The 21,307-nt window shown below is 69.1% G+C and carries 18 protein-coding genes; 6 read left to right on the forward strand and 12 right to left on the reverse strand.

Annotated elements, in window-relative coordinates; genetic code table 11:
- Positions 1-53 precede the first annotated feature (53 nt).
- A complete protein-coding gene (locus OEJ37_RS14355; protein ID WP_174417833.1) occupies positions 54-1,154 on the reverse strand; it encodes an ABC transporter substrate-binding protein in 1,101 nt (366 codons plus the stop codon).
- A 208-nt stretch (positions 1,155-1,362) separates the two neighbouring features.
- A complete protein-coding gene (locus OEJ37_RS14360; protein ID WP_263344620.1) occupies positions 1,363-2,850 on the reverse strand; it encodes a PLP-dependent aminotransferase family protein in 1,488 nt (495 codons plus the stop codon).
- Between the two features lie 102 nt (positions 2,851-2,952).
- On the opposite strand from OEJ37_RS14360, the gene OEJ37_RS14365 reads away from it, so the two are divergent.
- The 3 genes from OEJ37_RS14365 (at position 2,953) to OEJ37_RS14375 (ending at position 6,558) form a co-directional block, all read left to right on the forward strand.
- Positions 2,953-4,188, forward strand: a complete 1,236-nt coding sequence (locus OEJ37_RS14365; RefSeq protein WP_174417831.1) for a multidrug effflux MFS transporter — start codon at positions 2,953-2,955, stop codon at positions 4,186-4,188.
- Between the two features lie 125 nt (positions 4,189-4,313).
- Positions 4,314-4,985 (forward strand): response regulator, encoded by a 672-nt coding sequence (locus OEJ37_RS14370; protein WP_047903423.1) that lies wholly within the window; start codon positions 4,314-4,316, stop codon positions 4,983-4,985.
- 151 nt (positions 4,986-5,136) lie between these two features.
- Positions 5,137-6,558, forward strand: coding sequence for a sensor histidine kinase (locus OEJ37_RS14375; protein ID WP_263344621.1), 1,422 nt, complete (start codon positions 5,137-5,139; stop codon positions 6,556-6,558).
- Positions 6,559-6,843: 285 nt separating this feature from the next.
- Here OEJ37_RS14375 and OEJ37_RS14380 read toward each other — a convergent pair whose 3' ends face one another.
- From OEJ37_RS14380 to OEJ37_RS14415, 8 genes are all read right to left on the reverse strand, one after another.
- Positions 6,844-7,710: an MOSC domain-containing protein gene (locus OEJ37_RS14380; protein WP_263344622.1), complete on the reverse strand. Its 867-nt coding sequence runs from the start codon at positions 7,708-7,710 to the stop codon at positions 6,844-6,846.
- Between the two features lie 93 nt (positions 7,711-7,803).
- A complete protein-coding gene (locus OEJ37_RS14385; RefSeq protein WP_175917898.1) occupies positions 7,804-8,757 on the reverse strand; it encodes an ABC transporter substrate-binding protein in 954 nt (317 codons plus the stop codon).
- 37 nt (positions 8,758-8,794) lie between these two features.
- Positions 8,795-9,976, reverse strand: a complete 1,182-nt coding sequence (locus OEJ37_RS14390; protein ID WP_263344623.1) for a c-type cytochrome — start codon at positions 9,974-9,976, stop codon at positions 8,795-8,797.
- Positions 9,977-10,026: 50 nt separating this feature from the next.
- Entirely contained in the window at positions 10,027-10,854 is an 828-nt protein-coding gene (locus OEJ37_RS14395) for an ABC transporter ATP-binding protein (RefSeq protein WP_174417826.1), read from the reverse strand.
- The gene (locus tag OEJ37_RS14400) at positions 10,848-11,954 is read right to left on the reverse strand and encodes an ABC transporter permease (RefSeq protein WP_263344624.1); all 1,107 of its coding nucleotides are present in this window, start codon (positions 11,952-11,954) and stop codon (positions 10,848-10,850) included. Before OEJ37_RS14400 ends, OEJ37_RS14395 begins: the two co-directional genes overlap by 7 nt.
- A 4-nt stretch (positions 11,955-11,958) precedes the next feature.
- A complete protein-coding gene (locus tag OEJ37_RS14405; protein ID WP_263344625.1) occupies positions 11,959-12,993 on the reverse strand; it encodes an ABC transporter substrate-binding protein in 1,035 nt (344 codons plus the stop codon).
- A gap of 33 nt (positions 12,994-13,026) precedes the next feature.
- The gene (locus tag OEJ37_RS14410; protein WP_263344626.1) at positions 13,027-13,866 is read right to left on the reverse strand and encodes a class II aldolase/adducin family protein; all 840 of its coding nucleotides are present in this window, start codon (positions 13,864-13,866) and stop codon (positions 13,027-13,029) included.
- A gap of 20 nt (positions 13,867-13,886) precedes the next feature.
- Positions 13,887-14,972 (reverse strand): LLM class flavin-dependent oxidoreductase, encoded by a 1,086-nt coding sequence (locus OEJ37_RS14415; RefSeq protein WP_263344627.1) that lies wholly within the window; start codon positions 14,970-14,972, stop codon positions 13,887-13,889.
- Positions 14,973-15,290: 318 nt separating this feature from the next.
- On the opposite strand from OEJ37_RS14415, the gene OEJ37_RS14420 reads away from it, so the two are divergent.
- Positions 15,291-16,628, forward strand: a complete 1,338-nt coding sequence (locus OEJ37_RS14420; protein ID WP_263344645.1) for an acyl-CoA dehydrogenase family protein — start codon at positions 15,291-15,293, stop codon at positions 16,626-16,628.
- 67 nt (positions 16,629-16,695) lie between these two features.
- Here the strand turns inward: OEJ37_RS14420 and OEJ37_RS14425 are convergent, their stop codons facing one another.
- Positions 16,696-17,670: a LysR family transcriptional regulator gene (locus OEJ37_RS14425; RefSeq protein ID WP_263344628.1), complete on the reverse strand. Its 975-nt coding sequence runs from the start codon at positions 17,668-17,670 to the stop codon at positions 16,696-16,698.
- Between the two features lie 17 nt (positions 17,671-17,687).
- Here OEJ37_RS14425 and OEJ37_RS14430 point away from each other — a divergent pair, with 17 nt between their 5' ends.
- Together OEJ37_RS14430 and OEJ37_RS14435 are read left to right on the forward strand one after the other, a co-directional pair.
- Positions 17,688-18,254, forward strand: coding sequence for a cysteine dioxygenase (locus OEJ37_RS14430; RefSeq protein ID WP_263344629.1), 567 nt, complete (start codon positions 17,688-17,690; stop codon positions 18,252-18,254).
- Positions 18,255-18,358: 104 nt separating this feature from the next.
- Positions 18,359-19,984 carry a rhodanese-related sulfurtransferase gene (locus OEJ37_RS14435; protein WP_263344630.1) on the forward strand — a complete coding sequence of 542 codons (1,626 nt, stop codon included), beginning with the start codon at positions 18,359-18,361 and terminating at the stop codon, positions 19,982-19,984.
- 142 nt (positions 19,985-20,126) lie between these two features.
- Here OEJ37_RS14435 and OEJ37_RS14440 read toward each other — a convergent pair whose 3' ends face one another.
- On the reverse strand, positions 20,127-21,269 hold the full coding sequence (locus OEJ37_RS14440) for a glycerophosphodiester phosphodiesterase (RefSeq protein WP_263344631.1): 1,143 nt from the start codon (positions 21,267-21,269) through the stop codon (positions 20,127-20,129).
- Positions 21,270-21,307 lie beyond the last annotated feature (38 nt).

Here is a 21,307-nt window from a genome sequence, read left to right on the forward strand (position 1 = left end):
GAGGGGAAGCGGCCGCCCGCGCGATGCGTGGCGGGCGGCCGGCGGTCAGCGGATCAGCGCTTGATCGCCTGCTGCCATTGCTTCAGGAAGGCCAGGCGCTTCGACTGGTCGAGATAGACGAGCAGGCCGGTGCCGATCTGGATCGGCTTCAGCGAATCGCCGAGCTCCTTCGTCAGGCTCGCGGCCGACGTTTCGCCCGTGACGTCCGCGCGAATCGCGTACAGGTTCGCCTGGTTCGCGATCAGCGTCTGGCCGCGCTTCGACAGCAGGTAGTCGACCCACAGCTTCGCGGCGTTCGGGTTCTTCGCCTTCTTCGAGATCGTCGCGAGGCGGCTCACGACCTGCGTGTAGTCCTTAGGAAACACATAGCCGATCGACTTGTCCTTCTTTGCCTTCGCGTATGCATACGAACCGATGATGTTGTAGCCGATCAGGTTCTCGCCCGACGAGATCCGCTCCATCATCGCGCCCGTGCTCGACTGCAGCTTCGGGCCGGTCGCGCCGATCGCCTTCACGAGCTCCCACGTGACCTTCTCGTTCACGTGCGCGTCCTGCGTCAGATAGTTGAAGCCGACGCCCGATTTCTCGATGTCGTAGGTCGTGACCTTGCCCTTGAACTTGTCGGCCTGCGTGGTGAGCAGCTTGATCAGGTCGGCGCGCGTCGTCGGCACTTCGTTCTCGGGGATCAGGCGCTTGTTGTAGACGATCGCGAGCGGCTCGAAGGTCGTGCCGTACGCCTGCTTCTGGTATTGCGCCCATTGCGGCACGTTCGGGCTTTCGGGCGAATCGTAGGACGCCATCAGGCCGTCGTTGACGAGCTTGACCTGCAGGTCCATCGCCGAACTCCACAGCACGTCGGCGCTGGTGCTGCTCGCCGCGTTCTCGCTGATGTAGCGGTTGTACAGCTCGGTGCTGTTCATGTCGTTGTACTCGACCTTCACGCCGTACAGGCTTTCGAAGTCCTTGATCAGCGGACGCACGAGGCCCGTGTCGGTCGTCGAGTAGACGATCAGCTTGCCTTCCTTCTTCGCGGCGTCGATCACGCCCTGGTAGTTACCCGGATACCCGGCCGGAACCTGCGCGACGGCGCTGCCGGCGGCAGTGCCCAGGACGATCGCCAGCGCGGCGGCGAGGTGCTTCGGTGCAAACGGCATGTCTTCCTCCAGTTACCCATAGATGTTGTTCGAGTGACGCGGATGTTAATTGCGAGGCACTTTCAGCCTGCTTTCATTTCGGTTCACAATCGTGTCGTTTGTGTCATGGATTTCCCGAGGTCGAAACGGCTGCGGCCGCGGTATTCGCGGCGCGCAGGGTGGTTTGATGGGGAGGGAGGCGAGTGGCCGCGGGACGCGGCGATGACGGTTATGCGGGTTGCGCCAGCAGCTTGCCGAGGATCCGGCCGCCATGCCGCGCGTGCGCGGCCGTCAGCGCCGAATACCCGACGACGACGCCCGTTTCGCACTCGGCGCTTCGGCAGAATCCGCGGATCGTCTGCAACGCGATGCCGGCCGCGTGGGCCTGCGCGACGTACGATGCGTCGTCCATCCCGGGCGGCAGCCACAGCACGAAATGAAATCCCGCGTGTTCGCCAGACACCGTGTACTGCCCGCCGGCGTGCTTCGCCAACTGGTCGAGCACGATGTCGCGCCGCTGCCGGTACGCGTGGCGGCTGGCGCGCAGGTGCTTCGCAAAGTCGCCGTGTCCGATGAAGCGGGCCAGCGCGAGCTGGGGTGCCACGCCGACGGAGCGCGCGGTCGCATGCCACACGGCCGACAGCATCGGCCGCAATTCCGCCGGCACGACCATGAAGCCGATGCGCAGCCCCGAGAACAGCGTCTTGTTGAATGAGCCGCAGTAGATCACGCGATCGCATGCGTCGAGCGATTTCAGCGCCGGTAGCGGAGCGGCCTGGTAGCTGAATTCACCGTCGTAGTCGTCCTCGATGATCCATGCCCGGTTGCGCTGCGCCCAGTCGAGCAGTTCGAGCCGGCGCGACACCGACATCGTGACGCCGAGCGGCGCCTGATGGGCGGGCGTCACGTACGCCGCGCGCGCACCGGGATGGCGATCCAGCGACGACGTGTCGATGCCTTCCCGATCAACCGGCACGTCGATCACGGTCGCACCGGCCATCGTGAAAATCTGCCAGGCCGACGCATAGCCGGGATCTTCCATCAGCACCGTCGAGCCGGGCGTAAGCAGCGTTCGCGCGACGAGATCGATCGAATGCCGGATGCCGGTCGTGATGAAAATGTCGCCGGCGTCGCACGGGATGCCGCGGTATTCCCGCAGGTACGCGGCGATTTCGGTGCGCAGGCTTTCGACGCCTTGCGCAGGCGTCGCCCCGAGGTCGTTCGCCGTCGCGGCAAGCAGGCTTGCCCCGAGCGCCTTCTTCCATTGCTGCATCGGCATCAGGTCGGGATCGGCGAGCCGCGCGACGAACGGCGCGCCGGGGCGCACGCCATGTTCCGGCGCGATCGCATCGGTCGCGCCGGCCGGCGCGCGGGGCGTGTCGGGGCGATGGAGGTTGCCGTCGCGCGACTGCGCGGCCGCGCGCAGATAGCTGTCCGGCACCACCGCGCAGACCCGCGACCCGGAGCCGCGCGTGCGTGCGATGTAGCCCTCGGAGCACAGCAGGTCGTACGCCGCTTCGACGGTTCCCCGCGCGACGCCCCAGCGCGCGGCAAGGGTCCGGCTGGACGGCAGCGGGCCGTCGCCGGGAAGCAGGCGCTTCAGGATCGCGTCGCGAATCGCGTCGGCAATGCACGCCTGCTTCGACTGCGGGCTTCCTGTCGACAGCCCGGAAGGGCACGGCAGATCAAGCGGAATCGCGGCTTTGCCTCGTGCCATAGTGGTCTAGTCAGTGTTCTATTTAATGGCCCTTCAGCTTATATCACTTCCCCCTTAAATTGCTGTCGACCGCACCCACCCGACCGGAGACGGACTTACCGCATGAAGACGCGTTCATTGCCCCAGCGGGGCTGGTTGTTCCTGTTGATGCTCGTCGTGTGCCTGCCGCGGGTCACGATTGATGTCTACCTGCCGTCGCTGCCTGCGATGGCGGATGCGTTGCATGGCAGCGACGCCCAACTGCAGCTCACGCTGACCCTATACATGGTCGGCTATGCGCTGTCGATGCTGGTGTCGGGGCCGCTGTCCGATCGGTACGGCCGCCGTCCCGTTCTCCTCGGCGGCCTGTGCCTTTACGTGATCGCGAGCGTTGCCTGCGCGCTGTCGACCAGCATCCCGGCGATCATCGCCGCACGCATCTTCCAGGCGCTCGGCGGCTGCAGCGGAACCGTGATCGGGCGGGTCATCGTGCGCGAGCGCTTTCCGACCGCCATGCAGGCCTCCATGCTCAGCCGCATCTCGGCCGGCATGGCGCTGTCGCCGGTGATCGCACCGCTGGCCGGAAGCGCGATCGCCGAATGGCTCGGATGGCGCGGCGTGTTCGGCTGGCTGGCGGCGGGCGGGCTCGTCGCGACGGCGATGGTGCTCCGTTATTTGCCGGAGACCCGCGAAAGCGAGACGCGGCCCGAGCCGGGTCCGGGGCTCCTGCGAACCTACGCGGGCCTGCTCCGCGAGCGCCGGTTCCTGCGTTACTCGCTGGCGATCAGTTTCGTTTACTGCACCTACTTTCCGTTCATCGCGGAATCGTCGACGCTGTTCCAGCGGCAAATGGGCGTGTCCGGCTCGGCTTATGCAGCGATCTTCGGCCTGACCGTGCTCGGCTACCTGATCGGCTCGAGCGTGTTCAGGCGCACCAGCGGCCGATGGAATGCCGATGCCGTCATCGTCGCGGCGGCAGGCGTCAATCTGGTCGGCGCCGCCGTGCTGTGGGGCGGCGGCGCCGTCGCGCCCGCAGCGGTCGCGGCCCTCGTCGTGCCGATGTTCGTCGTGATGATTACCGTCGGGATCGCGATTCCGGCTTGCCAGTTCGCGGTGATGCAGCCGTATACGAAGATCGCCGGCACGGCGTCCGGGCTCTTTTTCTTTATCCAGATGGCGATCACAGCCACGTGCGGCGGCGTGCTGGCATGGCTGTCGGACGGCACCGCCCGCCCGATGATTCTCGTCACCGTCTGCTCGAGCGTCGCGTTCCTGGTGGTGGTGGTCGGCCTTCGCGAGCGGAGCGCCGCCGACGGCCGGCACTTTGCCACGGAGAGCCTGCCGGCCGCCGAGCGGTGAGCGCAGATCGGGCAGGCCGGGTGATACGGGCTTGCGCCGGCGGCGCAACAGGTGTTTCCGCGAGACGTCGACATGGAAAGGATCATGTAATGTAGCGGCCTGTCGCTGACCTTACCGGAATCCCCATGCGTGTGCTGCTCGTCGAAGACAATCCGAACCTGGCCCAGTCGCTGAACGACGCGCTGAGTGCCGCGCGCTTCGCGGTCGATCACATGGCGGATGGGGAGGCGGCGGACCACGTGCTGCGCACGCAGGATTACGCGCTGGTGATCCTCGATCTCGGGCTGCCGAAGCTCGACGGGCTGGAGGTGCTGCGGCGGTTGCGCGCGCGGCGCAATCCGGTGCCGGTGCTGATTCTCACCGCGCATGGGTCGGTCGAGGACCGCGTGAAGGGGCTCGATCTCGGCGCCGACGACTATCTCGCGAAGCCGTTCGAACTGACCGAACTGGAGGCGCGCGCCCGCGCGCTGATCCGGCGCAGCCTCGGCCACGAGCATTCGCGGGTCGAATGCGGGCCGCTTTCGTATGACAGTATCGACCGCAGCTTCCACCTCGCGGGCGAACCGCTGTCGCTCACGCCGCGCGAGCGCTCGGTGCTCGAGGTGCTGATTCTGCGCAACGGCCGCGCGATCAACAAGGAAACGCTGTCGGAGAAAATCTTCGGGCTCGACGAGTCGGTCAACGCCGACGCGATCGAGATCTACGTGTACCGGCTGCGGAAGAAGCTCGAGAACACGGGCGTCGCGATCGTCACGCTGCGCGGGCTCGGGTATCTGCTCGAAGCGAAGGCGGTATGAGTTACGACCTCCACGCTCACTGGCGTTCGCTGCCCCCCAAGGGGGCGCATGGCCCCCACGGCCGGCTTTGCAAAGCCGGCCGGCTGCGCGGGCGCGGAGCGGTGCTCCGCGAATTCCCCGCTACGCCCCTTGGGGCGGCCCGGCGGGAGGCATGGTGACCCGCCCGAACCTGCGCACGCAGGTTGCGCTGTGGCTGCTGCTGCCACTGCTCGGCCTGCTCGCGCTCGACTCGTGGCTCACGTACCAGCGCGCAATGAGCGCCGCGCACGTCGCGTTCGACCGCACGCTGTCGTCGTCGCTGAAGTCGATCCGCGAAGGCGTGCGGCTCAATGACGGCGAGATCGAGGTCGACCTGCCGTATCTCGCGCTCGAAATGCTCGAATCGAGCGACGGCGGCAAGATCTACTACCTGATCCGCGAGGACAACGGCCGCACGATCACCGGCTATCCGGACTTGCCGCTGCCGCAGGGGCGCGACGCGGGCGACGGCGCGCTGTTCGTCACGCGCTACTACGACGTCGTCTATCGCGGCGAGCAGTTGCGGATGGCCGCGCTGCGCATACCGGTGCACGACGTGCCGACCGCGCAGTCGCGCATCGTGTGGGTGATGGTCGGCGAGACGATCGAGGCGCGCCAGGCGCTCGCCCGCGAGATCCTGGTGGGTTCGCTGCTGCAGGAAGGGCTGCTCGTCGTGCTCGCGCTCGGGATCGTGTGGCTCGGCGTCGGGCGCGGGCTGCGGCCGCTGAACCGGCTGTCGGCGACGGTCGCCGCGCGCAGCGAGGACGACCCGACACCGCTCGACACCGGCGCGATGCCGAGCGAGCTTGCGCCGCTCGTCGATTCGATCAACCAGTACATCGGCCGCACGCAGCGGATGCAGGTCGCGCGGCGCCGCTTCTTCGCCGATGCGGCCCATCAACTGAAGACACCGCTCGCGGCCGTGCAGGCCGGCGTCGAGCTCGCGCTGCGGCCCGACGAGCAGCCGCGCGCGGACGTGCACTTGCGGCGCGCGAACGGCGCGGTGCGGCAGGCCGCGAAGATCGTCCAGCAACTGCTGTCGCTGTCGCGGCTCGATTCGGACAGCGGCCACGCGGTCGCGCACAAGCCGGTCGCGCTGCACCGGCTCGCGCGCAGCGTGACGCTCGACTGGTCGCCCGTCGCACGCGCGCGCGACATCGATCTCGGCTTCGAGCACGAGGCCGACGTCAGCGTGCACGGGCAGTCCGACCTGCTCGGCGAGATGATCGGCAACCTGATTGACAACGCGATTCGCTATGCGGGCGACCGCGCGGTGATCACGGTGCGCGTGTCGCGCGATGGCGAACAGGCGCGGCTCGACGTGATCGACAACGGGCCGGGCATTCCGGCGGACGAGCGCGACGCGGTGTTCGAGCGCTTCCATCGCGGCAGCAAGACGCAGACGGTGGAAGGGACCGGGCTCGGGTTGTCGATCGTGCGGGAAATCGCACGCGTGCACCAGGGCAGCGTGACGCTGGGCGATGCGGCGGGCGGCGGGCTGGTCGTGACGATCCGGCTGCCGGCGGCGCACGAGGAGGGGCCGGGCGCGGCGTGACGACGTGCGTGAGGCAGGCCGAAGACCCCGCGGCAAGGTAGGCTGCGAAGCCGAAGCCGAAGCCGAAGCCGAAGCCGACATGTCGGCAAGCGTGCCGGCGCTATGCGCGCCGAGACCCGATGACCGTCAGGATATTTCCGTGAATTCCACTACCGCATCCTTTTCCGCTGCGCCGGCGCGGCACGCGCTGCGCATTCATCGTGGCCGCGCCGCGATGCTCGGCGTCGCGGCGCTCTTCGCGTTCGGGGCGACGATGCGACGGCTATACAGTGCCGTGACCACGCCTCAATCGCCGAACCCGATCTCCGCTTCAACCGACTGCCCGACTTCGAGCCACGCGCCCGCGCCTTCGACGACGATCGCGTTGATGCCGAACGTCAGCGCATCGTCGTAGTTCGGATTCGCGCGATAGGTCTGCATCGTGTCGGTCGGCTCATGCGGCCATTCAGGGTCGGGCGCGCCGGTGACCTGGTCGATCGTCGGCATCGGGCAGCGCGTGCACAGCTTCACGAGGCGCAGCCGCACCGGCGTGGCGCCGTCGGTGTCGAGGTGTTCGACGAAATCCTCTTCGTATGCATCGAGATCCGACACGACGATGTTCGGGCGGAAGCGGTTCATCGGGATCGCCGGTGCGCCTTTCGCGGCAAGCCGCGCGTTCAGGTCGTCGAGCGACGACTGGCCGATCACGAGCAGCGGATAGCCGTCCGCGAACTGCGTGTGCGTATCGATCTCGCCCGTCCATTTGCGGTTGCAGCCGCGGCGCGCGTCAGGCCCGAAGCGCGCGAGCCTGGTGGGCATGCCGAGGAATTCGATGAGCCATGCGGCCGTTTCGGCACCCGTGTCGACCGCGTCGACCGTGTCGCGCCAGACGGTCGCGGCCATTTTCGGCGTGGTGGGCGACACATCGCCGTCGAGCGGCGTGCGGATCTCGCGCATGCCCGGCGCGTTCAGCACGAGTGCATCGCTGTCGAGTGCGGTGCGGATCAGCGCGAGGCGAGGGTGCGTGCGCTGCGTGATCATCTGCCCGTCGGGATCGGTGATCAGCCAGTGGCGGTCGTATGCGAGGCCCGTTTCGAGCAGTTGCGCACGCGTCAGAGCGATGCCGGCGCAGGATTTGATCGGGTAGACGAAAAGTTCGCTGATGGCTGGCATGGCGCTGGCTTCGAATGACGTGGATGGTCGAAGCGCGATTGTGCCAGATCGTGCCGAAGCCGTTCGGACGGTTGCGCACCGCCGGGCGGCCGGTCATGCGAGCGGGAAACCCGCGTCGAAGGTCGTGCGCACGTCGAGCGGCTGGCGCAGCAGCCCGGCCTTCAGATAGAAGTCGGCCGTACGCTGCTGTTCGGCGATCGCCGTCGCATCGATCGGCAGCCAGCGCGTGTTGCGGCGCTCGAACTGCAGCTTCGCGGCTGCCGGCGGAATGCCGATGATGCGCGCGAGCGCCGCGGAATACGCGTCGACATGCCGGTACGACCATGCCTGAGCGCGTACGACGCGCCGCAGGAAATCGTGCAGCACATCGCGCTTCGACGCGATCGCCGCGTCGGTCGCCGCGATGTAGCTGAGGCCCGACCATAGCCCGCGGCCGTTGACGAGCACGCGCGCGCGGCCGCTCGTTTCGGCGAGCGCCGTGTAGGGCTCCCACGTCGCCCATGCGTCGATCGATCCGGTTGCGAGCGCAAGCATCGTGTCGGCCGGCGGCAGGAAGCGGAACGACACGGCATCGGGCGGCAGGCCGGCCGCGTCGAGCGCTTTCAACGTGACGAAATGGCCGATCGAGCCGCGCGTGGTGCCGATGCGCTTGCCCTTCAGGTCGGTCGCGCCTTTCAGTGCCGCGTCGGGCCGCACGAGCACGGCCGTGCCGTACGGATCGGAACGGTTCGCGCCGATCACCTTGATGCGTGCGCCCGACGCGAGCGCGAAGATCACCGGCGCATCGCCGATCGGACCGCAATCGACGGCGGCCGCGTTCAGCGCTTCGGCGAGCGGCGCGGCGGCCGGGAACTCGGTCCACGCGATGTCGTACGCGAGGCCGTTCAGTTCGCCGGCCGCTTCGAGCAGCGCGCGCAGCCCGCCTTTCTGGTCGCCGGCGCGCAGCAGCGGCCGTGCGCCCGATTGCGCGCGCAGCGCGGCCGGGGCCGCGGCGATCGTGGCGAGGGCGCTCGCCTGGGCGAGGAAATGGCGTCGGGTCGGATTCATCGTGAAGTTCGGTCGATCGAAAGAGAGGTTCGGCAATTCAGTGCGGCAGCCCGGCCTGCACGTCGCGGACGGGCTCCGCGTCGACGCGCAGCAGCAGCGCGGTCAGCGGGTCGCCGTTCGCGGCGGCCACAGCCGGCCGCGCAGCGGCATCGGAACGACACAGCAGGTCGGCGTCGGACCAGCCGGCGCTGCCCGGCAGCGCGCGCGCCCGCAGCCAGCCGCGCCGATCGGCGAGCAGTTGCGTGCCGCCGAGCGCGTCGGGCGCGACGCCGGCAATCGTCGCGAACGCGAGCCAGGCATCGGGCGTCGACGCGACGCAGTTCGCACGCGTACCGGTTGCCGACGGCACGGCCACGCCGCGTGCGGTGACGAGCAAGGTTTGCCAGCGCGCGTCTTCCGGCGGTGGCGCGGCGCCCGGCGCGAGCGCGATGATCCGCACGCGCTGGCCTGCGCGCCAGAGATCGAGCGGTTGCGGCGCAGCGCCGCCGCAACGCACGTCGAGCGCCGGCAGCGGGACGGGCACGGGCCACGCGCCTTCGGCCTGCGCGCCGCTGCCTGCAGAGAGCGCCTTCAGGTAGTCGAGCACGGCCCACGTATCCTGCGGGCCGAGCGTCGCGGCGAAGCCGGGCATCGTCGGTGCGCCTTGTGCGTCGCGCGTGCCGTGGCGCACACGCCAGAACAGTTCGCCGTCGAGGCGACGCGCAAGCAGCGAGCCGGCAAAGGTCGGCGGCCAGTGCGAAAGCGTGGCCGCGAGCGGCCCTTCGCCACGGCCGTCCGCGCCGTGGCAGGCCGCGCAGTGTTGCGCATACAGATGCGCGCCGCGCATCACGTTCGATACCGAAAACGGCGCGGGATCGCGCTGGAAACTTGTCGGCACGGCGGGCGCGAGCCACAGCGACGACGGCGGCCACGGCGCGAACCATGCAATGGCGAGCGCGGCGATCGCGGAGGCGAAACGCCACTTTCGCGAAGCGAGCGCGACGCAGGCGAGCATGACGGCCAGAGCCGTCGCCGTACCGGCGAACGCGAGTTGCCGCGTGAGTCCCGCGTCGATGCGCAGCGTCTCGAGCGCGATGCGGTGCATCCACGGCCACGCGGCCTGACCGTCGGCGTCGCCTGTCAGGCCGACCGCGTGCAGCACGCGCGCCAATGCGATTTGCGCCCGATACAGCAGTTGCAGGAATGCGAGCGCCCAGTCGGAGAAAGGCGGTGCGTTCATCGCGTGCATCCCCGCCGCGAAGCGGCCAACCGTCGAACGACACTGCGCATCTACCAGCTCGCATCGAGCCCGAGATGCCGCAGCGCGTCGTGGCGCAGTTCCGCGAGGCGCGGGTCGCCGCGATGGCGCGGGTAGGGCAGGTCGACGTGCAATTCGGCGACGATCCGTGCCGGACGCGGCCCGAACACGATCACGCGCTGCGCGAGAAACAGCGCTTCCTCGACGTCGTGCGTGACGAGCAGCGCGGAGAACCCGTCGCGTTGCCACAGCGCGGTCAGCTCGGCCTGCATCGTGAGCCGCGTCAGCGAATCGAGCTTGCCGAGCGGCTCGTCGAGAATCAGCAGGCGCGGATCGTTGACGAGCGCGCGGGCGAGCGCGACGCGTTGCGCCATCCCGCCGGATAGCTGATGCGGAAACACATTCGAGAATTCCTGCAGCCCGACGCGCGCGAGCGCATCGTCGACGCGATGCTGCGCGACACGCGCCACGCCGCGCGCTTCGAGGCCGAGCGCGACGTTCGCGCGCACGCGTCGCCACGGGTACAGCGTCGGGTCCTGAAACACGACGATGCGCGACGGATCGGGTTGCTCGATCGGCACGCCGTCCTGCGCGATCGTGCCTTGCCGCGCGGCGTCGAGGCCCGCGACGAGGCGCAGCAGGGTCGATTTTCCGCAGCCGCTCGGGCCGAGCAGCGCGACGAATTCGCCGGCCGCGACCGACAGCGTGACGTCGTCGAGCACCGGCAGCGGGCCGCCGGGGCCGTCGAACGCATGGCTCACGCGGCGGATGTCGATGCGCGCGCCGCGCGGCGCCGTGATGGTGGATGAAGCGGCGGGCGAAGCGGCAACGGACGGTTCGAGTACGGCGGCGCTTACCATTTGACGGTTCCTTTCTGCCACGCGAGCACGCGGTCGCGCACCGCGAACAGCAGCGCGATCAGCCCGGAAAACAGCAGCGCCATCACGATCAGCGCCGCATACATGTTCACGTACGATGCCCAGCCCTGCGCCCAGCTCAGGTACCAGCCGAGCCCCGACTTGACGCCCATCATCTCGGCGACGACCAGCACCGTGAACGATGCGCTCAGCCCCATGAAGATGCCGACGAACACGTGCGGCAGCGCGGCCGGAATCGCGACGCGCAGCACCAGGAAGCGCGCGTTCGCGCCGAGCGTGCGGGCCACGTCGTAATACTGCTTGTTGACGCTCGCGACGCCCGACCACGTCAGCACGGCAACCGGGAAGCCGGTCGACAGCGCGATCAGGAACGCGGCGGCCGAATAGCTCGACGGGAAGAAATAGAACGTGAGCGGCAGCAGCGCGGTGGCCGGCACGGGGCCGAGCACGCGCAGCACCGGATGCACCCAGTAGCCGATCCGGCGCGACCAGCCGATCGATACGCCGACGGCGAAGCCGACCGCGACGCCGTATGCGAAACCCAGCGCGAGCAGTTTCAGCGTGTTGCCGGCGCTGCCGAGCAGGCGCGGCCAGTCGTCGACATACACCTCGATCAGCGCCTGCGGCGGCGCGAAGAACGGCGTCGGCAGCCAGCCGGTTTTCGCGGTGACGATTTCCCAGGCGGCGAGCACGAGCGGCAGCGCGACGAGCCACGGGCCGGCCGGACGCACGCGCGCGAGCCGCGTGCGGGGGGCCGGCACGAGATGGCCGAGCGTCGCGACGGCGAGCAGCAACGCGGCGATCGACCATGCCGCGGTGCCGAACGTGTCCGTGTACGCCCAGTCGGTGAAGCCGACGACACGGTTCGGCCACAGTTGCGTGAGCGCGCCGAGCGCGGCCCACGCGAACGCGGCGACGATGCCGGTCGGCCAGGCGCGTGCGCGGCGGGCTTCGGTGGTCAGCGTGGCATCGCAGGCCGTGCAGGCAATGCGCGCGGACGCAGCGGAGACAGTAGACGCAGCGGCGCCGCTGGCTGGTTCCGATGCGGTGCGCGCGGGGGAAGCGTGTTCGATCGTCGACATCGCGTCACCCCAGCACGTTCGAATAGACCTGCTGCGCGAAGCGCTGCGGGTCCGTGCTTTTCTTCAGCACGCTGATGCGGCGGAAATCGTCCGCATAGAACGCGATTTCCTGCTGCAGGTCGACGTTGGTCGGGTGATGCGTGTAGGTGAGCGTCGCGTACAGCTTGCGCAGGTCGTCGGGGCTGATCTTCGGCGAATACTTCGCGAATACCTTCGCGGCTTCGTTAGGGTTGTCGTGCGTGAACTCGGTTGCCTGCACGATCGAGCGCGCGAGTGCGGCGGCGGCCGGCCGGTCGTTGCGCACGAGATCGCCGCGCGCGCCGATCACGCAGCACACCTTGCGCGCGTATTCGCCGGACAGGTTGGTCGCGAGTTCCGTATACGCGCCGTTGCTGCGCTTTTCGAGCAGGAAGAGGTTCGGGTCGCCATCGGCGATCGCATGGATCTCGCCCTTGTCGACCGCAACGCCGAGCAGGTCGGCCGGGTACTGCCGCCACGTGATGTCGCGCTCGGGATCGATCCCGTTCTTCGCGAGCAGGATCGAAAAGAAATGCTTGCCGGGCGCGGCGAGATCGCTGACGCCGACCGTCTTGCCCTTCAGCGCCTGCAGCGTCGTGACGCCGGCTGCCTTCGCGCCGACCAGCCGCACGCAGCCGCCGTGCGAGCTGCCGATGATCTTCACGTCGAAGCCGGCTTCGAGCGGCTTCAGCCAGCGGTGGATCATCCCGACCGCCGCATCGGCCTTGCCGGTCGCGATCGATTCGAGCAACTGGTCGGTCGACCCGCTGTAGTTGATCAGGTCGACCTTCAGGCCGTTCTTCTCGAAGAAGCCGCGTTCCTGCGCGACGACGATCGGCGTCAGGCAGAACGCGTTCTGGTTCCACGCGAACGTGAGCTTTTTCAGCGGCGGTGCGGACCACGCTTTGCGGCCGAGCGTGATCGCCGGCGCGGCGAGCGCGGCGGCGCCGGCCGCGCGCAGCAGCCGGCGGCGTTTGTCGTCGTGCGCGATGGCCGGCGCGGGTGCGGTGGATTGGGTCATGGTGGTCTGGTCTCCGGTCTTGCGGAAAGGCGCTCAGTCGAGCAGGTCGGGTTCGTCGGCGACGACGCGCGCGAACAGGCTGTCGAACGCATGCAGTGCGCCTTCGGGGCCGCCGATCTGGCCATGCGTGTGGCGCGCGGTCGCGTGATCGATCGGCTGCGGCGTGCCGGCCGCTTCGGCCAGCAACTGCGTGTGCGCGGCGTTGTCGAGCGCGATGTACCACCACGCGGCGGCCTCGACCGTCGGGCCGGCCGTCAGGATGCCGTGGTTCTTCAGGATCACGCCTTTGTGCGTGCTGCCGTCCGGCCTTGAAAGCGCGTGCGCGATCCGCGCGCCTTCGCTCGTGTCGACGACCATCCCCGTGAAGTCGTCGAACAGCGCGTGATCCTCGTAGAACACGCACGCGTCCTGCGTCAGCGGATCGAGCGGGCGGCCGAGCGTCGACCATGCCTTGCCGTAGGTCGAATGCGTGTGCGCGGCGGCGACGACGTGCGGATGGGCTTCGTGGATCGCCGCATGGATCGCGAACGCGGCCTTGTTCAGCGGCCGCGTGCCGATCGCGGTTTCGCCGCGCGCGTTGACGAGCAGCAGGTCGGACACCTTGATCTGCGAGAAATGTACGCCGAGCGGATTCACCCAGAAATGGTCGGGCAGTTCCGGATCGCGCGCGGTGATGTGGCCGGCGAGCCCGGACGCGAAGCCGTAGCGCGCGAACAGGCGGAACGCTGCCGCGAGCCGCTCCTGCCGGTGGCGGCGTTCGGCGGCGACGTCGATGCGCGGCGCGGGCGCGTCGAACCAGAAATGCTGGCGCGGCGCTTCGGCGAGTACGAGGCCCGATGTGGTACGAACAGGCGTGGCGAGGACGGCTGACATGGCGTGCGGCTCCGTTGGCGTCATGCGGCGCGGCGCGCCGCGTCGCGTTCCGCGACAGCGTTGCGCACGCGCGGAATCAGTTCGCGGCCATAGTCGATCGCGTCTTCCAGCGGATCGAAGCCGCGGATCAGGAACGTCGTCACGCCGAGGTCGTAGTAGTCGAGCAGCGCATCGGCGACCTGTTCGGGCGTGCCGACAAGCGCCGTCGAATTCGAGCGCGCGCCGGTGAGCTTCGCGATCTCGGTCCACAGCCGCTTGTCGACGCGCGAGCCACGCTCGGCCGCGGCGAGCAGGCGGCGCGCGCCTTCGCTCTGCTGCGGGCCGCCGGCGCCGAGGCCGGCCGCTTCGCGCAGCCGGCGCGTTTCGTCGAGGATGCGATGCGCGCGCGCCCATGCTTCGTCCTCGGTCGCGGCGAGGATCGGGCGGAACGACACGGAGAAGCGCACCTGGCGGCCGTGCTGCGCGGCTTCGGCGCGCACGCGCGCCGTCAGGTCGCGCACCTGGTCGAGCGATTCGCCCCACAGCGCGTAGACGTCCGCGTGCTTGCCGGCCACCGCGAGCGCGGCTTCCGATGCGCCGCCGAAGTAGATCGGCACATGCGGCTGCTGGAACGGCTTCACTTCCGAAAAGCCCTGCTTGAAGCGGTAGTGCGCGCCGTCGTGATCGAACGGCTGCGCTTCGGTCCAGATCCGCCGCAGGATGCCGAGGTATTCGTCGGTACGCGCATAACGCGCGTCGTGGTCGAGGAAATCGCCGTCGCGCTGCTGCTCGCTGTCCGAGCCGCCGGAGATGAAGTGCACGGCGAGCCGGCCGCGGCTGAACTGGTCGAGCGTCGCGATCTGCCGCGCGGCGAGCGTCGGCGCGGTGAAGCCCGGACGATGCGCGAGCATGAAGTGGATGCGCTCGGTCGCGGCGGCCGCGAACGCGATCGTCAGCGTCGCCGACGGGCCGGTCGAGTGATGCGGCACGAGGATCCGGTCGAAGCCGGCCGTTTCGTGGGCGCGCGCAAAGTCGCGCACGTAGTCGGGATCGACCACGGGACCGGACGGCGGGTGGGTTTCCGACTGCTTCTGGCTCTGGATCATGCCGATGAATTCGACGCTCATCTGGGTCTCCGGTGCGGGGATCTCCCGGCGCACGGCCGGGCAGGAATGGAGCGCAGGTTAACGCCGGGATCATGCGGAATGGAAATAATCAATCCCGATTTGAATATCAGATTTGCATGGTTTGGGCGGCTGTGCGTTGCGCATACGCTGTGGGCTCACAAACGATCGGGCAGGTGCGCGTTACGCATCGCCGGCTTCACGCGAAACCGCGCCGCGCGGCGATCGATCACCGCTGTCGCGGCTTGTGCCGCGGTGGCCGCTTTTGTGCCTTTGTGCGCCTTTGTGCACCTTTGTGCATTACCCAGGGAATTCGTCTCGATGTCCGCCAGCCTTGCCGCTTCCTCACCGTCGCCGCAGCAGCCTTCGCTGCGCCTTCTGCCTGCCGACGACGCCGACGATGCAGAAGACGCGCGCGTCGCCGCGCTGCTCGACCGCCTCGCACCCGGACTCGCCGCCGACGCCGCGCGCAACGACGTCGACGGCCGTTTTCCGCACGAGAACTTCGCGCGGCTGCATCGCGCGGGGCTGATCGCGCAGGTCGTGCCGCGCGAACATGGCGGTGCCGGTGCGACGCTCGCACGGGCGAGCCGGATCGTGGCCGCCGTCGCGCGCGCCGATCCAGCGACCGCGCTGGTATTGACGATGACGTATCTGCAGCACCGCGCGCTCGGCCGTACCGACAGTCGCTGGCCTGCCCAGATGCGGCGCGCGGTGTTCGACAGCGCGGTCGCACAAGGCGCGCTGATCAACGCGCTGCGCGTCGAGCCGGCGCTCGGTTCGCCGTCGCGCGGCGGCCTGCCGGAAACGGTCGCGCGCCGCGACGGCGACGGCTGGCGGCTGTCCGGCCACAAGCTTTACAGCACCGGGATCCCGGCGCTGCGCTGGCTGGCCGTGTGGGCGCGCACCGACGAACCGGAGCCGCGCGTCGGCGTGTTTCTTGTGCCGCGCGACCGCGATGCCGACGGCGACCGCATCCGCGTGATCGAAAGCTGGAATCATCTCGGCCTGCGTGCATCGGGCAGTCACGAGGTGGTATTCGACGATGTGCGGCTGCCGGCCGACCACGCGGTCGACGTGCGCGCGCCGCAGGCTTGGGCCGTATCGGCCGCGACCCACGCGGATGCCGATGCGCACGCCGACCAGCAGGCTTGGATGGTCGCGCTGCTCGGCAGCCTGTACGACGCGGTGGCGCGCGCATCGCGCGACTGGCTGGTCGGATTCGCGATGACGCGTGCGCCGAGCGGGCTCGGTGCGCCGCTCGCGACATTGCCGCGCGTGCAGGAGGCGGTCGGCGAAATCGAGGGCTGGCTGCATGCGAACCGCGTGCTGCTCGACGATCTCATCTCACGCACCGACGCCGGCAACGCGCCGTCGGTGACGACGAGCGGCCTCGTCAAGCGGAGCGTGACCGAACACGCGATCCGCGCGGTCGAGCAGGCACTGAAACTGTCGGGCAACCACGGGCTGAGCCGTGACAATCCGCTCGAACGCCACTATCGCGACGTGCTGTGCAGTCGCGTGCATACGCCGCAGGACGACGCGATTGCGGTGGTGGCGGGGCGTGATGTGCTCGAGGCGGCGAGTCGGGGTGACACGAAAGCGGAAGCGGGCGGGGCGCTGCGCAACGACGACGAACGCGGCCGACACGATGCGTGAGCGGTGCAGCGCTGCGGTGGAAGCAAACGGAAACACGGCGGCGCGATGCGGGCGCCGCCCCGTCCGGTCACGCAGCCTTGCCGTGCGTCTGCTCGGGCAACGCGAACGCCGCGCGCGCATGCGCGGCGACGGCCGCGAGCGGTGCGTCGAAGCGGGCCGCATCGTGCCGGCGCAGCAGCCACAGATCGATCTGCGGCTTGAAATCGGCGAGCGGCACGATGTCGAGCGCGTCGCGCAGCGGGCTGCCTTCGACGAGCGGCAGCGGCATCAGCCCGATGCCGAAGCCGTTCGCGACGCTTTGCAGTTGCAGGTCGCGGCCGTAGGCGTCGAGCGTGACCGGCATCGGCAGGCCCTGCGCGTCGAGCGCGCGCCGCAGGCCCGCGCGAAAGCCGCAACCATCGGGATTGAGCACCCAGCCGCGCGCGTGGCAATCGGCGAGCCGGTAGCTGCGGCGCGGCCAGTCGCCCTTGCGACCGACCGCGACGAGCCGCGTGGCCAGCAGCCGTTCGCCTTCGACGTACGGCGGCAGCACCATCTCGCGCGCGAGGAATACGAGCGCCGCATCGAGTTCGCGGCGTGCGACTCGCTCGACGAGCATGCCGCCCCACGCGGTCGTGAACTGAGTCGAGAGCGCGGGCCACTGCGCGGCGAGTTCGGCGATGAGCGCGGGCAGCATCAGCTCGCCGAGCCCCTGCGTGAGCCCGATCCGGAATTCGCCGGCGGGCGGTTGCTGGCCGGCCGTCAGTTCGCGCAGCGCATCGACTTCGCGCAGGATCGCGCGACACTGCTCGAATACCTGCCGGCCGATGTCGGTCGGGCGCGGCGGCTTCGTGTTGCGATCGAGCAGGGTCACGCCGAGCGCTTCCTCGAGATTCTGGACGCGCCGCGTGATCGCGGGCTGCGTCATCCCGAGCTCGGCCGCGGCCTGGCTCAGGGTCTGGCAGCGGACGACCGCTGCAAAAGCGTCGATATCGCTAATTTTCATGTTTGTTCTGCATGGTCTTTCGGGTGCATCATGACGATCCATCATATTCGGCATCATATTCGAGGAGGCAGCCGATGAGTACGCTTTCGTTGCATCAGACGCCGCTGCGTCCGTTCGTCGACGGTCTGGGCGCGCTGCTCGCGTCCGGCGCGAACGAGGCGCGCATCCTCGACGAGGGCGGCGCGCTGCTCGCCGCGCTCGTCGAACACGACGACTGGCTGCCCGACGCGTTCGCGCAGCCCGATCCCGCGCGCTATCGGCAGTACCTGCTGTATCTCGATCCGGACGAGCGGTTCTCGGTCGTCAGCTTCGTGTGGGGGCCCGGCCAGACGACGCCGATCCACAACCACACGGTGTGGGGGCTGATCGGGATGCTGCGCGGCGGCGAGTTTTCGCAGCCGTACCGGTTCGACGAAGCGGGCAAGCCCGTGCCGGTGGGCGAAGCCGTGCGGCTGCGGCCGGGCGAGGTCGAGGCCGTGTCGCCGCGCATCGGCGACGTCCATCGCGTGACCAACGCATTCGCCGACCAGGTATCGATCAGCATCCACGTGTACGGCGCGAACATCGGCAAGGTCGAGCGCGCGGTGTACCTGGACGACGGCACCGTGAAGCCTTTCGTGTCCGGCTATTCGAACGCCTGACGCAAGGCCGGCCGGCGCGGCCCGTTGCAGGCGCGTGCCGGCAGGCCGAAGATTCATCCGTTTCGCTTTCCTCACCGACTTCAACAGAATCCGACAGAGACATCGTGACGCAATCCGCCGATTCCACCTCCCGCTTTCCCGCCGCGTCGTACCAGGATGTGCGCGCGCGACTGCTTGCCCGCGACGAGCTCGCGCTGATCGACGTACGCGAGGAAGATCCGTACGCGCAGGGCCACCCGCTGTGGGCCGCCAACTTTCCGCTGTCGAAGCTCGAACTCGACGCGTGGACGCGGATTCCGCGCCGCGACACGCCGATCGTCGTGTTCGGGGAAGCAGGCGGCGAGGATCTCGCGCCGCGCGCGGCCGCGAAGCTCGCGCAGCTCGGCTATACCGACGTGCGGCTGCTCGACGGCGGCCTCGCGGGCTGGCTGGCCGCGGGCGGCGAACTGTTCATCGACGTGAACGTGCCGAGCAAGTCGTTCGGCGAATGGGTCGAGGCCGAGCGGCATACGCCGTCGCTGTCCGCGCAGGAAGTGCAGGCGCTGATCGACGCGAAGGCCGATGTCGTGATCGTCGACGCGCGCCGTTTCGACGAATACCAGACGATGAACATCCCGACCTCGACGAGCGTGCCGGGCGCGGAACTCGTGCTGCGCGTGCGCGCGCTCGCGCCGAATCCGCACACGCAGGTGGTCGTCAACTGCGCGGGCCGCACACGCAGCATCATCGGCACGCAGTCGCTCGTCAACGCGGGGCTGCCGAACCCGGTCGCGGCGCTGCGCAACGGCACGATCGGCTGGACGCTCGCCGGCCAGTCGCTCGAGCGCGGCGCGGCGCGACGCTTTCCGGACGAGATCGACGCGACGCAGCGCGCCGAGGCTCGCCAGGCCGCACGCGCGGTGGCCGAACGCGCCGGCGTGCCGCGCATCGCGCTCGCGGATATCGCCGCGCTCGACGAGCCGGGCCGCACGCTGTACCGCTTCGATGTGCGCACGCCGGAGGAATATGAAGCCGGCCACCTGCCGGGCTTCCTGAGCACGCCGGGCGGTCAGCTCGTGCAGGAGACCGACCATCACGCGGCCGTGCGCGGCGCGCGGATCGTGCTCGCCGACGACGACGGCGTGCGCGCGGACATGACCGCGTCGTGGCTCGCGCAGATGGGCTGGGACGTGCGCGTGGTCGAACCGGCCGGCACCGCGGCGTTCGGCGAGCAAGGCCAGCCGCCGCGCGACGTGCCGGCACCGCCGCCCGCGACCGACGTGTCGCCCGCGACGCTCGCGGGCTGGCTGAAGGAAGCCGTGCCCGGCGAACTCGCGATCGTCGACGTGACGGCCAGCGCGAACTATGTGAAGCGCCATATTCCGGGCGCCTGGTTCGTCGTGCGCGCGCGGTTGCGCGACGCACTCGCAGCGATCCCGCCTGCGAAGCGCTACGTGTTCACGTGCGGATCGAGCCTGCTCGCGCGGTTCGCGGCGGACGATGCGCGCGCGCTGTTGCCGGCGTCGGTCGACATCTCGGTGCTGACCGGCGGCACGGCCGCATGGATCGATGCCGGGCTGCCGCTCGAAAGCGGCGAGACGCGGCTCGCGTCGCCGCGCGTCGACCGCTACCGGCGCCCGTACGAAGGCACCGACAACGCGGCTGCCGCGATGCAGGCATATCTCGACTGGGAATACGGGCTGGTCGACCAGTTGAAGCGCGACGGCACGCACCACTTCAGCGTGATCTGATCGATACGGGCGGTAGCCGGGCGCGGCGGCACGCAATGCGCCGCGCCCGGCTACCGCCCGTTGAGCCCGTTCAGCACGTTCAGCACGTTGAGCCCGTCCAGCCCGTCCAGCCCGTCCAGCCCGTCCAGCCCGTCCCGTGCATTCAGCGCTTGAACGTATCGATAGCCGTGCGGCCGACCGCCGGATCGTCGGTGAAGAAGCCGTCGATGCCCGCGCGCAGGTAGGCCTGGATCTCGCGCACCGAGCCGGCCGTGTTGCGCGTGGCCGGCGTGCCGCCGTCCTTCAGCGACGCGGGCAGGAAGTTGTTCTCCGGGCGGAACGTGTACGGATGCACGACGAGGCCGGCCTCGTGCGCATAGCGCACGTACGGCGTCGGCTGCTGCAGCGTGCCGTCCGCGGCGACCGCGATGATCGACGTCTTGTACGGGCCGACGCCGTTCGCATAGGTCGCGATCTCGCGCATGCCGTCGCGCGTCGACAGGTCGCCGTAGGTGCGCTTGTCGTTCGCCTTCACGAAGTCGTACGGGCGCTGGCCGGCTTCGTCCATCAACTGCACGAGCTTCCAGTTCGGCTGGCTCGACTTGATCCGGTTGCGGATCGTCTTCAGGTTCGCGACCTCGAACGACTGGATGTAGACGGTCGCCGTGCGCGACGTATACGAATCCTTCAGCAGCGCGTCGACGAGGCGATCCTCGAGCGGCAGGCCGATCGACTGGAAGTAGGTCGGATGCTTGGTTTCCGGATACAGGTGGATCGTGCGGCCGGTCTGCGCGGACATCTGCTTCGCGAGCGCGACGATCTCGTCGAAGGTCGGAATCTCGAACTGGTCGTTGTACGCGGTGTTCGCGGGGCGGACCTGCGGAATGCGCTCGCGCGCACGCAGCGTCTTCAGCTCGGCGAGCGTGAAATCCTCGGTGAACCAGCCCGTGAGCTGTGCGCCGTCGATCGTCTTGGTCGCCTTGCGGCTCGCGAACTGCGGCAGCGCCGACACGTTCGTCGTGCCCGAGATCTCGTTCTCGTGGCGCGCGACGAGCACGCCGTCGCGCGTCGACACGAGGTCGGGCTCGATGACGTCCGCGCCGTCCTCGATCGCCTTGCGATACGACGCGAGCGTGTGTTCGGGGCGCAGCGCGCTCGCGCCGCGATGGCCGACCACCTGAACCTTCGCGGAAATCGGCTGCGTGGGATCGGACGTCAGGTCGTCGCCGCCGCACGCGGCGAGCAGGAAGGCGGCGGCACAGGCGAACGGGACGTAGCGCAGGGCGCTCGGGCGCGTGAAGAACATGTCGATGAACCTTCGAAACGGGAGTCGGAAAAGTCGGA

The organism is Burkholderia sp. BKH01, assembly GCF_025685725.1.
GTDB lineage: Bacteria > Pseudomonadota > Gammaproteobacteria > Burkholderiales > Burkholderiaceae > Burkholderia > Burkholderia pyrrocinia_C.